The 14,175-nt window shown below is 47.7% G+C and carries 11 protein-coding genes; 6 read left to right on the forward strand and 5 right to left on the reverse strand.

All coding sequences use genetic code 11. The features are described from left to right. Positions 1-362: 362 nt before the first annotated feature. The 5 genes from HV314_RS04540 to HV314_RS04560 are packed head-to-tail and all read left to right on the forward strand — an operon-like array spanning position 363 to position 5,085. On the forward strand, positions 363-761 hold the full coding sequence (locus HV314_RS04540) for a TIGR03757 family integrating conjugative element protein (RefSeq protein WP_016808247.1): 399 nt from the start codon (positions 363-365) through the stop codon (positions 759-761). Beyond that, positions 758-1,750, forward strand: coding sequence for a TIGR03756 family integrating conjugative element protein (locus HV314_RS04545; protein WP_016808246.1), 993 nt, complete (start codon positions 758-760; stop codon positions 1,748-1,750). The genes HV314_RS04540 and HV314_RS04545 overlap by 4 nt, the downstream gene beginning before the upstream one ends. Beyond that, positions 1,750-3,225, forward strand: coding sequence for an integrating conjugative element protein (locus tag HV314_RS04550; RefSeq protein WP_016808245.1), 1,476 nt, complete (start codon positions 1,750-1,752; stop codon positions 3,223-3,225). The genes HV314_RS04545 and HV314_RS04550 overlap by 1 nt, the downstream gene beginning before the upstream one ends. Positions 3,226-3,235: 10 nt before the next feature. Beyond that, complete coding sequence (locus tag HV314_RS04555; RefSeq protein ID WP_016808244.1) at positions 3,236-3,574, forward strand: hypothetical protein; 339 nt, start codon at positions 3,236-3,238, stop codon at positions 3,572-3,574. A gap of 2 nt (positions 3,575-3,576) precedes the next feature. Continuing rightward, entirely contained in the window at positions 3,577-5,085 is a 1,509-nt protein-coding gene (locus tag HV314_RS04560) for a conjugal transfer protein TraG N-terminal domain-containing protein (RefSeq protein ID WP_181547443.1), read from the forward strand. 31 nt (positions 5,086-5,116) lie between these two features. On the opposite strand, the gene HV314_RS04565 is transcribed toward HV314_RS04560, so the two are convergent. Together HV314_RS04565 and HV314_RS04570 are read right to left on the reverse strand one after the other, a co-directional pair. Continuing rightward, positions 5,117-5,494 carry a hypothetical protein gene (locus tag HV314_RS04565; RefSeq protein WP_181547445.1) on the reverse strand — a complete coding sequence of 126 codons (378 nt, stop codon included), beginning with the start codon at positions 5,492-5,494 and terminating at the stop codon, positions 5,117-5,119. Positions 5,495-5,845: 351 nt separating this feature from the next. Continuing rightward, positions 5,846-6,954 (reverse strand): IS3 family transposase gene (locus HV314_RS04570; protein ID WP_100214960.1). Its coding sequence is split into 2 segments (ribosomal slippage): positions 5,846-6,693 and positions 6,693-6,954, totalling 1,110 coding nucleotides; the frame shifts between segments, so codons are not numbered across the junction. A 316-nt stretch (positions 6,955-7,270) separates the two neighbouring features. Between HV314_RS04570 and HV314_RS04575 the strand changes: the two genes are divergently transcribed. Next, complete coding sequence (locus HV314_RS04575; protein ID WP_061301080.1) at positions 7,271-8,362, forward strand: DUF2442 domain-containing protein; 1,092 nt, start codon at positions 7,271-7,273, stop codon at positions 8,360-8,362. Positions 8,363-8,592: 230 nt separating this feature from the next. Here HV314_RS04575 and HV314_RS04580 read toward each other — a convergent pair whose 3' ends face one another. From HV314_RS04580 to HV314_RS04590, 3 genes are all read right to left on the reverse strand, one after another. After that, positions 8,593-9,912, reverse strand: a complete 1,320-nt coding sequence (locus HV314_RS04580; RefSeq protein ID WP_181547447.1) for a DUF6602 domain-containing protein — start codon at positions 9,910-9,912, stop codon at positions 8,593-8,595. A gap of 472 nt (positions 9,913-10,384) precedes the next feature. Then, positions 10,385-12,280, reverse strand: coding sequence for an ATP-dependent helicase (locus HV314_RS04585; RefSeq protein WP_061301082.1), 1,896 nt, complete (start codon positions 12,278-12,280; stop codon positions 10,385-10,387). Between the two features lies 1 nt (position 12,281). Further along, positions 12,282-14,105 carry an ATP-dependent nuclease gene (locus HV314_RS04590; protein WP_061301083.1) on the reverse strand — a complete coding sequence of 608 codons (1,824 nt, stop codon included), beginning with the start codon at positions 14,103-14,105 and terminating at the stop codon, positions 12,282-12,284. Between the last annotated feature and the right edge of the window lie 70 nt (positions 14,106-14,175).

Here is a 14,175-nt window from a genome sequence, read left to right on the forward strand (position 1 = left end):
CCCGGTTTAGTCCGCCCCCGGATCCTCCTCAGACCGAGCCGTCAGTCCGACTGCGCTATGGGCCCTAACCCAAAACTGAAGTTCGCGCACCTACGCAAAATCTGTAATTACTCGACTGTTTAGCTGAGCCAAATTTTACGTATGAGCGTAGTTTTCAGCCCCGTTTTTCTCAGATTAAGCGACCAAAACAGTTTTCACACGGCTTGGGCACGCAGCGGTCAGTCAGAACAGGTAAAGCAGTGGGAAAGGAAAATTCTAAACTTGCAGATTAATTTTTGAGTTCTGAAAATGAGTTTATTGCGGCTTTTATGAACGGCCGCGGGCACGCTGACAGACGATTCAGTCTGACGGAGTCCCGATTCATGAAACTGACCCCTCTTGTTTTCCTGCCGGCTCTGCTGCCGGCATTCGCACTGGCCGGCACGGTCTTCTTCACCGACAGTCAACATCTGCCGACAAATCTGCCGCCGGACGTGCCGGTGGTCCTTCTTGATGGTCCTGACCGGCTGCAGGCCGACATGTTCGGGGAATTGCCTGCAGACCCGCAGCAGGCCGAAGCACAGGTCAGGCAGATTATGACGTCTCCTGCCTGGCAACAAAAACAGCTGCAACTAAACGATTCTTATCGGCAGGTGGTCCGGGCCTGGGAGCTGGGCATCAAAAAAGTGCCGGCTGTGGTATTTGATGACCGCGATGTGGTGTACGGCACCACGGATGTGGCCGTGGCCACTTCCCTGCGTAACCGGGGAGGTGGTCAGTGAATACAAAACCTTCCCGCATCAGAACCACGGTGTGCTCGCTGGCGGTTGCCACGGTACTGGGTACGGCAACCGCGCCGGCAGCTATTGCAGCACTTAACACCGCGCAGATTATTGCCAGCGCCGTGTCGCAAAACTGTATCAGCTGGCGTGTGAGTGGCATCTGTTACTGGCTGTTCTGCACCCCCTTTGGCTGCAAGGTGCGCACATCGGTCAAAGTCACCCACTTCATTCCTCAGACAGTCGTTTCGACCTATGTCGCTCCGGGCGGCAACCCGTGGCAGGAAATGGCGTTTGTCAGCCAGACCGCCGGCGGGTTAGAGAGTGCTGTGACCAGCGGGCTTTCCGGTGTTTCTGCCGGAGGAGCCAATCCGGCCGACATGAAAAATCCCGGCCAGCGCAAGTCTGCCGTCCGTTTCAAATATGCCGATGCGATTGGCCACCCGGCCACCTCCCTGATTGGCGGCAGTATTCCGGGCTATTCCTGTGATACCGCAGCCACCCCGTTAATGCCTTACTTCCTGAGTACGCTGGATTCGGCGGCCTGGCGCACGGGCGTGCCGGAGTCCCTCTATCCGGAGGCGCTTGTGCCCGGCCAGCGGGAAATCGGCAGTCAGGCCGCAGCAAATATGTGGGGCAACGTCTATCCCCGTTCGGGGTTTGTCAGCCAGACCGATGATGATAAAGCCTCTGCCGTGGTGGCACAGCGTGTCGCAGACATTATCACCCGCGCCGGGCAGCCGCATGTGTATCAGGTGCTCAAAGGCAACCGTCATGACGGGTACTGGCCACCGGGCGAGGTTAAGGAAAACACCGGCACACGCAATCACAAATGGCAGCGGCTGGCCCCCCACATGACACAGTCATGTGCCGTCTTCCCGGACGGGAGCCACACCGCCGCGAGCGACAACAACGAAGCCTTTGCGTTCTGGCAGCCCTACAGCTGCTGCAAACGACGCGGGCAGACATTTCTGGGCAGCACTGATATCTGATGAGGAAAACCGTGAAAAAAACACCTTCATTTTCAGCCGCTCGCGTAAGCCTGCTGCTGACCGGCTCCCTGCTGAACGTCCTCCCGGCCGCGCACGCAGCCGATGATGACAATACCATCCTGGGCATGTCCCTGCCGCAGGTGAACAACAGCGCCATCGGTTACGGCAAGTCCGTGGATGGGGCGGTGTCAGACAAACTGTTCTACACCCTCGGCGGCGGCTCGGTCATTTCCCAGCCGGCCACGCGCGGCAATATGCAGAAGCTGGGGCTGAATACCGGCTGGAGCAGTGACCTGATGTGCGGCAATTTTGACCTGAAAACCACCGTCGGCAACCAGCTCAACGGCGTCACATCAGGCTTTAAAAACCTGATGGGCGACGTGATTCAGGGGGCCACCGGCGCGGTGGCCAGTCTGCCGGCGATGGTCATTCAGCGGGCCAACCCCGGTCTGTATGACATGCTCACAAACGGCGTGCTTCAGGCCAATGTGTCATTCGACAAGGCGCAGCTCAACTGCCAGAACATGGCGAAAAAGATGATGGACTTCAGCGACAGCAGTAACTGGACGCAGCAGGCCATGATGGATGAATACAAGTCTGTTGTGAACAGCGGAGACACTGACGCGGTTCGTGCAGATGAGGCGGGGCGGAAAGTCACCGGCACGTCGGGCAATAACTGGATTGGCGGTCAGAAACGTGGGGGGGCGGGGCAGCCCGCCATCCGTGTCACCCATGACCTTGTTGCTGCCGGCTACAACATGATGAACGGTCTGCCTGTCACCGCTAATTCGACTGTCGGCGAAAGCAGCTGTAACGGTGGCGCATGCTCTAAATTCGGCAGCGCGGAAGAGGCGGCGGCCATGACCGTGAAGGTGCTGGGCGATCGTTCGATGCGCACCTGTGCCAACGCGAGCGAATGTACCAGCGGTGATGCGGATGACCAGCCCGGTACGACCGTTGCCGGCACCGGCTTTGCCCCACTGCTGGAAGAGGCAACCAAAGCCAACGCTGAGCAGCTGGTCAGGCTCGTCAACGGTACGGAAAAGCCCACGGCCGCGAATCTGGCGAAGCTGAAAACAGGCGGACTGCCGGTGACGGCCGGCGTGATTAAAGCCCTGCAGCGTGATCCGGATAACGCGGCCCTGACCGCCCGCCTTGCAGGCGAGCTGGCCATGTCTGACACGGTGGAAACGGCGCTGCTGATGCGTCGCATGATGGTTACCGGTATGTCGGAGCCGAATGCTGCCGCTCAGCCAAAGGCCATTGATACCGCCGGCCAGCGTATTGAGGCGCTGGATCGGGAAATCGCGGCGCTGAAAAACGAGATGGAGATGAAGCGTGAACTGTCACGTAATTCGGTGCTGACCATTATCGACAGGGAGAACCAGCGCGTCGAAACCAACCCGCAGACCCAGTCTGATGACAATACCGACAGTCGCTTCAACCAGATGGCAGCGCCGCAGTCGGCTGAATGAGGGAATAAGGATGCGTAAAAAAACGACTGTCAGGAAAGTCCTGACCCGTGCCGGCATTTTCCTCGCCTGCATGGCGCTGTTCATGGTGGTCTCACTGATGGTGGCTGACACCGCCATGAAACATCCGACTGAAGCTGCTGCATTCCGGAGCTGGATGCAGTCGACGCGCTACGGCTGGCTGATATGGCGACTGGCGCTGTATGCGCTGGTTGCGTGGGGCCTCTTGAAAATCCGGCATGCGCCGGGTTTGCAAGAGTCGTACAGGCGACCACTGCTGCGCATCAGTGTGGTCAGTGTACTTTTTATCGCGTTATGTGAGTACGCGATGTTTACCGGTCCGGGAGCCTGAAGATGACGACAAACAGCTATCTTGAGTATTTTCTCACGCTGCTCGGCTGGGTGATCAATAACGGCCTGTGGAATGTCCTGCTGAGTACCGGGCTTTTTGTCCTGCCGCTGGCGTTTAAGGTGGTGGGGGTTTGGCTCAGGGTCCGCGAAGAGGGGGAGGATGAAGGCAACAAGGGGATGCTGTCGTTGCCCCGTATCGAGAACGCGCTGTATGCCGGTTTCCTGGTGATGATTGCCTGCTGCGTACCGCTGATTAATGTCAGCCTCAGTACGATGCAGTACGACACAACCCGGGCAAAGAGCTGTGGTGTGTGGACGCCAAAAGCGCCGGATGAAAGCGGCTATGCCGGCGTGGTCACCAGTCTCAACGGCCAGACGGCTGCAGCACCGGTATGGTGGGTGCTGATTCATAAACTCTCAAAAGGGGTAACCCAGGCAGCCGTGGCGACCATTCCCTGCCGCCCTGACATGCGCCAGATCCGCTTTGAAGTGCAGCATACGCGTATCGACAACAAAGCGCTGGCGCAGGAACTGCAGGACTTCACCAACGACTGCTATTCGGTTGCGTTGTATCTGTGGAAGCAACAGGATCAGGGCCAGACAAAGGACAAAACCACGCTGCGTGATATCGAATGGATTGGCAGCAGTACATTCCTGAGCCGGTATTATCCTTCGTTGCAGTCCAAACTGCCCCGGGCTGCGTTCCCGTGGACCGACAGCCGGGACAGCGGCCGGCCCAATACAGGAAGAGGAGGCTATCCCACCTGCAGCGAGTGGTGGAGCAGTACGGACACCGGACTGAAAGCACGGGTGAAGGACCAGGCCGACCCCGATATGTGGCTGCGTATCTCGGCCGCAATGAAAATGTCAGGCTTTAACGACAGTGACTATCAGGAAGCCGTCATCCGTCGTCTGGTCAGCCCGGAAAGCCTGACGGTCTCACAGAATGGTCACGTGTATGCCGGCTATGGCGGCAACGCCGATTTTACCCTGGATAATGCCGCGGCGCGCGTGGCCTCCATTGGCGGTACGGCCCTCGGCAGTCTGGCCGCGTTCCCGGCGTTCGATGCGATGCGGCAGGCGCTGCCAATGGTGCAGGCCATCCTGCTGATGGCAATATATGTCATGCTGCCGCTGATCCTGGCATTTGCGGCCTACGAATTCAAAACCGTTATTACGCTGACCTTTGTGATATTTGCTCTTAACTTCCTGACATTCTTGTGGGAACTGGCGCGCTGGCTCGACAGCTGGTTGTTAACCGCGTTGTACAGTTCAGACACTCACAGCCGCTTTAATATGGCAGGGCTGCAGAACAGTACCGATGACCTTATTATGAATCTGGTTATGGGAGCGATGTTTATTGTACTGCCTGCCGTTTGGTTAGGAGCATTATCTTGGGCGGGAGTAAGAATAGGCGATGTAATCTCTGGGGCACTTAAAACTGGGGTTGCTAAACCTCAAGAAACCGGGGGAGCAGCTGTAGATTCAGTTAAAAAAAGTGTTCGTTTATAATGGCATATTAAGCGAGGCGTGAATGCCTCGCTTAATCTAGTTTCTCAGACGTAATGTCATCAGAACCCGTATAATAACCATATCCATCTTTACCATATCTGTAACCGGGGCCTGTGCTTGAATCATCATCGTCAGGAGCTGACGAGCTGACATTTTTTGCAATGAAGGTGATACATAAAAGAAAGATCAGGCATGCGGAGATCACAAAACCCACTGTCAAAAGCCCTGCTAGAGTGCCGGCAAAAACCAGAATCAAGGGCATATGGCCAATCCATGTAGGTATTCTATTTTTCTTTGCCAATGTTACGCAAATTTTATCAAGATTCAGGAGATTAACTTTCATTTGCTTATAAAGGATTGCAAGTCTTGCTCCACGATTCCAAGCTCGATTTTTTTGAGATTGAGGCATTACATTCCTCCATACTAGGTAAGCCTTAAAGACCACTATAGCCATAGCCGATTTTTTGTGCAATTAACAAGGGCTATTAGTATCCTGTAATAGCCCCCGTTTAAACCGGACACTTCACCAGTAAGACATAGGCATAGAGCTATGTTTAAGGAGTGTCCTGTGCAAAGAATCGAAGTGATCACTGGCGAGCAAAAGCGCCGCCGTTATACTCCCGAAGAGAAAGCCCGTTTTGTAGCGCTCGCCATGCAGCCCTGACCTGCTCCCCGTTGATTAATACACCGTGATGTTAGTAATGTCTTCATATGACCCTGACCCCGAATATGCTCCAGTCATAATCAGGAATAACCGGCTTCATGTTGGCTGCATATTCAGGCAACCGGCAGACTTTTCAGCAAATTCAGATGGCGTCATCCAGCCCAGCGCAGAATGGGGACGTCTCTGGTTATAGTGTATGCGCCAGGCCTCGATTTTGCACCGTGCATCCTCCAGGGACATGAACCAGTTTTCGTTCAGGCATTCCTGCCGTAACCTGCCGTTGAAGGACTCCACCGTCGCATTGTCCGTCGGTGTTCCCGGGCGTGAGAAGTCGATTCTGATGCCTCTTTCGTACACCCATCTGTCCAGCATTTTACCTGCAAATTCAGAACCATTATCGGTTTTCAGCAACTGAGGTAAAGGACGTCTGAGCGCTATGCTGTTCAGCATTTCTGCCACTTCTGTTGAACGCAAATTCTGCCCCACGCAGATCCCCAGGCATTCGCGGGTGTACAGGTCGATAACCGTCAGCAGGCGCAGTCGTCGCCCGTCAAACAACGCATCAGAGACAAAATCCATGCCCCAGACGTGATTCGGATACAGACCCTGAGGCTGCGGTTGTCGGCGCTGGGCCGATTTATTGCGGCGTGGCCGTTTGAGACGCAGTGACAGCCCCTGTTCGCTGTAAAGCCGGTAGATCCGTTTGTGATTATCGCGCCAGCCTTCCCGCCTGAGCATCACGTGTACCCGGCGGTACCCGTAATGAACCCGGGTTTCGGTTATCTCACGGATGCGTAGCCGCAGTGCGCTGTCGTCGGCGGCCACAGAACGATATCGAAACGAGCTGCGGCTGACCCGCAGCGCAAAACAGACCTGTCTCTCACTGGCCCCGTAGCGGGCTTGCAAATCCCTGACCCATTCGCGCAGGTGTGCCAGCGTCAGCTCTTTTTTGCCAGCACGTCCTGCAGCATCGCCTTGTCGAGGCTCAGATCGGCAACCAGCCTCTTCAGCCGCAGATTTTCCTCTTCCAGTTGCCGCATATGCTTCAGCTCCGAAGGAGAAATACCACCGTATTTTTTACGCCACGTATAGAAAGTGGCATCCGAAATGCCCAGCTTGCGACAGACGTCCGGCACTGACGTACCCAGTTCAGCCTGCTTCAGGGCAAAAACAATCTGCTCTTCGGTGAATCGTGACTTTTTCATCGGCACCACCTCCGTTCAGGGGAGTGTTTATCATGCCGGAATTCTGTTTCTGAATGGAACAGGATTTTGGGTCAGGGTCAGTGGGGATAGGCCCAACGAAAACTCTGGTTTTATACAGTGATCAAGTATTTCTTCATTAGTCAGCATTAAACAAGGCTTTTTACATATGCTTGTAGCATATGAAGCAATCTGTCTCTCTCGCTGGAGAGTGTTTTTTTTGAACGGACTGACATGTCGACTGAATCGATACTGGAAAAACTTGAAGGTTGATAGCAGTATTAGTTAACTGGTATTTCATGAGAGTTAGATTTATTTGATGAATTGGCATCTGTATTCTCTTTCGACAGATAAACTTCAGACGATGGTTGCCGCCCAGCACGGGAAAATAGGCGATGCAATACCGCCACTGGATGTTTTCCCTAGCGGTATCGAAACTGCCTATACAAGGTACTGGGAAAGTCGCCTTACCTCACTTCATCAAGTGGTTGTCACCCGTAACCGATACGTACAGCTTATTGAATATGTCATTAAAGGGCATAACGAAACGTTCAAGATTTACTCAGGAATTGAAGCAACCCTTAGCCAGCGTTCAAAACTGCTGAGGGAGATCATTGATGAGTCCGCTATCGTAAATGTTGACGATGTTCTAACTACTCGAGTTCAACGCTTAACAAACTGTAACCGCCAGGCTATGGCCATTATTCAGCGTGTCGCTGCGCTACAAAATATTGTTAGTTGGATCAGGAGCAATCATGTATCTGATAGCACAATCATGGGATTGGCAGAAGAATATGAACGAGCGGTGTTGTTGGGAAAGTTAACATGTGGCGAGATACTAACTCTTTATGCTGATTCTGACGTTGCTATGGACTCCCTTAAAGCACTTTCTGAGGAGGTGGGAAACGCTACAGGTGAAGAGCGCCAGATGATTACAGACCCGATTAGAGAAGAAATCAGCTGGCGATCTTTCCAGCGTAACATTATCAGTGCGACGAAAGAGCATTGCCTCAGTCCGCAACTTACCGTACTGCAGCATATGCTTGAAAGTGCTAATGTCGAACGCAACAGAAGTAATTCAGCTTTTACTGCTTCAGTTAAGCAGTCGGACCGTATAAAAATGACACTATTATCTGAACCGCAGCATGCATTCGAATTCCCTGTTAATGTATCTTTTGATAATTCCATGGTTTGGGTCGAACTGGCAGATGGAAGGATCGTAGGGGCTCCACTTAAATGGTTTCCGAAACTACGAGAAGCAAATAGGTTGGAACGTGATCAATACCAGATGACTCCTGTAAGCCTTATATGGCGAGCCTTGGACACTCAAATCCATATGGATGATCTCTTTGATGGAGATAACAATCCATTATATCCAATAGATGACATCGACAAAAAAATTGACCTATAATTTGTATCAGAAAACTCTGCTTGGCGGACTAGTCACACACTTTCCACGTTGGCCACTCATGGATGTTTTCAGACATACCAACAATATTAATGTATATTCGAAATTTACCATATTTGCGGCGACGAAACTCGATCCTCTCTTGAAGTAGTTTAAGAGCGAAAGAAAGACTCATTGGTTTCTTTATACCATATTTCTGAATGCCCTGGCAGGCTATCGTCGAATCATTAATGTCATTTAGTGCTTAAACCCTTTTCTGTCGATAACGTTGGCGGTCCATAAGGAGAAGGGCTGATTATGTAAATTTTCCCCATCTGCCAAGGTGGGGTCGTGTTCAGTTTGACCCAATGCTCGAATCTTTCATCGCTATTATCACCGCAATAAAAGCTACCGCATACTTTAGCTACAGACCATTTTCCGGAACATATATACAATTGTTCATCAGTAGCCAAAACAACCCGAGCATCTAAAAGTGACTGAATAGCTTCGAAAACATTATCTAAGTCATATTTGGATTTATATTCACAGAGTATATCACCTTTTATCTCCAGCGGGCCATGTTTATGTAGTAGACCCAGAAGATCTTTTTCAAGAAGAGATAGTCGTATAGGTGACCATTGTGTTTGAGATACCTGTCTTTCAGGGACGGGAGCCTGTATAATGAATGTGTACCATCCCAACTTTTCACTCTCAACTACTGGTTTACTCAAAATTAGAGGGTAGAGAACTTCCTCATTTTGATCGTCTCCCCTGTCAGGTTTTATTCCCAATAAAAGTTGCACACGGTCAAACAATAACTCCATGATAAGTAAAATTGGGTTTGCATTACTTGAACCCAGCCAGCACCATCCATGCTCTTCATTCCAAAATCCCTTATAAGGCATCCCATTCATTTTAATTAATGAGTATCCATCACTTATCAGCAAATTTGGCATATTTTGCATGCCATATCCGGGTTGGAATTCTTTATTTTCATAAATCTTATGGACGCTTGCTCGAAGTGCGTCTTCGCTTTTGAAACCATTATAACCAATCGCAATTCGTAATGGAGTGAGCCAGTCTCTAACCAGGCTTTGATACACTACACGTTGATGTAGTGGTAGACTATCATTTTCTTCATAATGACAAGGCCACACGCCAAAAAGATTAACAAACTCCTGAGCTGGTCTGGTAGTGTTAAAATTAAGAGCCCCCTCGTCTTGCTTAACCTGATAATCTAATTTAGATAATTGGAAGACTGCATTCAAATGCTGATAAACGTTATCTATTTCACGTGAAAACAAATTTTTCTTTATTTCAAAAACTGCTATCACTTTATCTATCGGATAAAAAAAGTCATCAGTATTTGTAATTCTCTCTCCTTCACCTATAACGACCATACAATCGATCTGTCCAGAGTGATTATCACCTGATGTGATGATTCCTGATACGACCTTAAGATCAGGATGTGAAAAGTCTATTTTTTTCAGTATTTTCTTGGTGGCCCCTTCATACATGCTTCCGATCAATGTGGGGTGCTTAACCGGGTTATTATTCATCACTTTTTTTTTCATCAAGCATCAGTTTTCTGAGTAATTCTGACAATATATTCATGTAGTTAGCCCTTTATTCAATGGAATTATTCAAGATGTATGGATGTATGGATGTATGGATGTATGGATGTATGGATGGATGTATGGATGTATGGGTTTTGATAATATTCGCATCTCAATTTTAGCTTGAATGATATAAATCAAAAGATAATTATTTTTCATCAGCATCTTAATTATTGTGTGTGTGCATTTCTTGTGAGTTAGAATTTATACACACCAATGTTGGACAGTGAATTATACTAATAATTGAGTCACATTTTAGGGTGGCAATATAAGTATCAATAATTTAAACTCCTTAAAATGATGAATGAAACTGCATATACCAGCAGTATATGCAGTTTGTTTAACTGATTAATATAACTTTGCCATTAATCTGGGTAACGATAAATAGGTTGAGGTAGTTTCACGTCACCATTTTGCAGAACTATGCTGCTCATGATTCCATCTCCATTACAAACCGAGATTTTCGCTGAAATTTTTTGTCGCCCCATGGCATCATTCGTTGCTTAGGATAAGATATATAAAGCCATCGCTTGGCTCTTGTTACTGCGACAAATGCGTTATTTCTTTCCTCATCAAGTTCTTTTACTGTATTGGCTCTGTAGTCTGGGAAAACGCCTTCACACATACCAATTAAAAACACGATATCCTTCTCAAGACCCTTCATTGTGTGTACGGTACTTAATGTTAAGCCGTTTTCAAGGGTATCTTGCGAAAGCTGTCCCAGAGCTAACGCATTGCGAAATGCAACCAGGGAATCCCCAATTCCTTTCCGTTTAAAGCGTGTCCATGTGCGATTAAATTCATCAAGTTCTTCAATGCTGAGCTTAACATCTTCTATTTTACCGTCAGAAATACTGCTATGTCTTTCAACCAATGAAGTGAGAAGGCAGTTAAAGTCCTTTACAAGCTTAGGGATTTTTGGATTTTCTATATCCAATCCATCGACAGCGAAAAGAAGTTTTGCGAATACATCAGAGTACTCGTCAACTGATGATGAAACTTGAGCAGCTATTTCCTGCAATACACAGGTCGTCCAATTTTTTGGCTCAGCAATATTCAATATTTGGCATAACTTCTTCCCATCCACCCAATCTTTAGAGTTAAGTTTCACCCGAATGGCATAATCTAATATCTTGCCGAATCTAGTTGAAGGCTCAAGCTGTCTTTCACCTTTTCTCAAAGAGTAAGGTATTGAATTGTCTTTAAGAGAACTTTCAAGCTTACTAAAAACAAAACGATTGCGGCCAATCACTACCATATTTTTCAGTGAAATCTCACCTTCTATTTCATCGTTAACTCTCAAATCCAAAAGTTTTTTAACAGTAGCAACAATCGCCGCAGCCTCATCCTCTTCCGTATCAAATTCTGAAATCCATACACCGCCTTCTAAGGCATAATCAATTTCTGCTTGTGAGCCTGGCCGCAACTTGTTTGCTGCACGTATAACGGCTTTAGTGCTACGATAGTTTTCTTTAAGTTCAAAGCATTGTGGGGTGAAGTCATCTACAAAGTTGGTGCAGAGATAGTCTTTCGAGGACCCGTTAAACCCATAAATCATCTGATTAGGATCTCCTACCATTATAATGCTTTTTATAGCATCACCGCAAAGTACCCTGATAAACTCATACTGCGCTTTATTAAGATCTTGAGCTTCATCAACACAAATATGTTTATACTGGGACCGGTATATTTTTGCGACCCAATCATGTGTTAGTAGAATTTTATGTGCATATACCAAAATATCATCGTAGTCGATGCCGCCACTATTAAGCAGTGCAGATTGATAGTCTTGGTATATTTTCCAAATATTATTATTTGGATATAATTCGGCAACTTCAAGGTCAGTCAACAACTCTCGTTTTATTTTCGAGAAAATATCCATAAAGGATTGCAGATTTTTTTCTCTGCTTTTCAATTCTCTTGAATCAGTGATATTTAGATACTCATCTATATTAATGCCATCTTCACGTAAAGACTGTATGAAGACTTCCATTCGGTCTTTATCTCTATCATATATGTGTAACTCCGTGGGTAAACCAACGGTGTGTCCATATTTCTCCAAAATACGCTGTGCGACAGAATGTATCGTAGCGATCCAAACCCTATCTTCTACTTGCTCGAAATCAGCTAAACGTGCACTCATTTCCTCCGCTGCTTTATTTGTGAAGGTAAGAGCGATGATACCTTCTTTTTTAGTTTTATCCAAAATATACCGAACACGCTCTGTTAACACACGTGTTTTACCAGAGCCAGCTGATGCAAGCACTTGAACAGCAGAGTTTATTGGAGCTTCAATAATCTGACGCTGAGCATTTGATAGATTCATATCAGACTCCAGATTCAATTTTTTTGAATAATTCAATGATCTTCTCAGGAAACTTATCTGCTGACAATTTAATCAGGTTGTCTGTAATTGCCTTAGCATAAAGCGGTTTGCTTGAATCAAGAATTTCAAGGATTGCGCGAATTCGTCCAGCATCATCCTTGTAATCTCGTAGCACATCCTCAAAAATATGCTGATGACAGGTTTGGCAACTTGGCTTATCAGTTTTGACTCGTTTTAAAAGCATGCCGTCTTTTTTCTCAATCCACTTGTCTATGGTATCCTCACCTTCAACTTCATTGATAGTTTTTTCTATCAAATCGCGAAGGCCCTGACTTAATAGATATCCCTCAAAATCAGTCCCGTCAAGTATTGTGATATTATTGGCTTTCTCGATATCAGTAACTCCGAAAACTTTTTCATAATTTTTCTTGAGATCTTTAATCGTTTTAGGCTCTCCATCACTAAATATAAAGACTGGAATGTTAAGGTCTTTCGCCAAAATGAGGAATGGACGATATTTTGCCCCTGAGCCATTGACACCAACAAAATTAATTCCAAGTGAGAAGGGATGCTTTCCAGCATACGCTCCAAATAGCTCGGGGAGGGCTTGTTCTTCGGTTTCTCCTTCAGAGAGGACTATTGCTTTGGAAAATAAGAGCTCACCACGGGAGTGTACTACCTCTCTTTTCAATCTCCTCAGATCATCATCTTCAAACTCATCTCTCAACTGATATACTTGGACTGAATTTTTCCGTTTGCTCAGAGATCTAATTTCGTGCAACTCGGCTAGGCCAGCAATATACGGCGAGTGAGTGCTTATAATCACTTGTCCTGGCACATCCACGAGTTGTCTATACAATGTCCTTTGCGCGTTCGGGTGTAGATGTGCTTCTGGTTCCTCAGCTGCCATAACTGGGAAAAATGGCTCGGCTTCCTCTTCGTGATTTTTGGCCAGCAGTTCGGTAAAGGCCTTTACTGTTAACATGGATGCCCAACTGCGTGTACCCATGCCGTGATATTCCATAGAAAATGAGCTTTTATCCGTTTCACCAAAATTCACACTAAACCGCTTTGACAGGTCACGAATCTTCTTTGGAAATGGGGTAAGCTCTGTTTGGCCTGAACCCTCAAACGATTGATTCATGTTATCCAGATGAGTCTTCAATCGTTTAAGCGGCTCGCTTTTTTCTATGGCCTCTTTATTAACTTCGGCTACCAGCCGCTCTAGTTCAGCCACGTCTTTTTCGTCATACTCAACGCTGGATAGCACACGACCAACAAAAGAAGATTTTTCCTTTAGTTCATTATGGATGTCTCTTTGTGCATCGATCGAAATGAAAGGTACAGACTCCAATCGTTTGCCCAATCTGTTCTTGCTGCCAACTCGAACGTCTTGCCACCCACTAAGTTCTGGCCACTCATCCAAATGGAACCGCTCAACAATATAACCGCCTTTCACTCGATCTGGTTTTGCAGTAGTACGTATTGCTACAAATTGCTTCCCATCAGGCTCTGACTGAATTTTATCGCCAAATGCCTGTTGCCAGTTCTCTGAAAACTCTCTTGCTCTCGCATCACTATCAACAGCTATAAATCGAAGGTCTACTGTAATCGTCTCTTGGCGTTTTTCATCTTCGCCTATATGAAAATCTTCGTCAGCTAAGTACCGTGAGTAGTCCCCCAATGCTAGTTGTAGAGCTTTTACAATCGATGTTTTTCCGGCATTATTTTGCCCTAGTAAAACGGTAACTCTCGGTAAGGTCACTTCAATATTACATATACCCCGAAATCCGCTGATACGAACAGTATCTATTTGGATATTCATAATATTTCGTCCTTTGAATTAATAGAAAACGTCCAACCTCGACTTCCATCGCTATGGCTGCAGAGGGAGG

Source organism: Citrobacter sp. RHBSTW-00887, assembly GCF_013728095.1.
GTDB lineage: Bacteria > Pseudomonadota > Gammaproteobacteria > Enterobacterales > Enterobacteriaceae > Citrobacter > Citrobacter braakii.

Bases quoted from the DNA above. Each gene is read 5' to 3' on its own strand.
- HV314_RS04565 (WP_181547445.1), bottom strand. From the start codon at position 5,494: ATGCCTCAATCTCAAAAAAATCGAGCTTGGAATCGTGGAGCAAGACTT.
- HV314_RS04590 (WP_061301083.1), bottom strand. From the start codon at position 14,105: ATGAATATCCAAATAGATACTGTTCGTATCAGCGGATTTCGGGGTATA.
- HV314_RS04575 (WP_061301080.1), top strand. From the start codon at position 7,271: ATGAATTGGCATCTGTATTCTCTTTCGACAGATAAACTTCAGACGATG.
- HV314_RS04555 (WP_016808244.1), top strand. From the start codon at position 3,236: ATGCGTAAAAAAACGACTGTCAGGAAAGTCCTGACCCGTGCCGGCATT.
- HV314_RS04580 (WP_181547447.1), bottom strand. From the start codon at position 9,912: ATGAAAAAAAAAGTGATGAATAATAACCCGGTTAAGCACCCCACATTG.
- HV314_RS04550 (WP_016808245.1), top strand. From the start codon at position 1,750: ATGAGGAAAACCGTGAAAAAAACACCTTCATTTTCAGCCGCTCGCGTA.
- HV314_RS04560 (WP_181547443.1), top strand. From the start codon at position 3,577: ATGACGACAAACAGCTATCTTGAGTATTTTCTCACGCTGCTCGGCTGG.
- HV314_RS04585 (WP_061301082.1), bottom strand. From the start codon at position 12,280: ATGAATCTATCAAATGCTCAGCGTCAGATTATTGAAGCTCCAATAAAC.
- HV314_RS04540 (WP_016808247.1), top strand. From the start codon at position 363: ATGAAACTGACCCCTCTTGTTTTCCTGCCGGCTCTGCTGCCGGCATTC.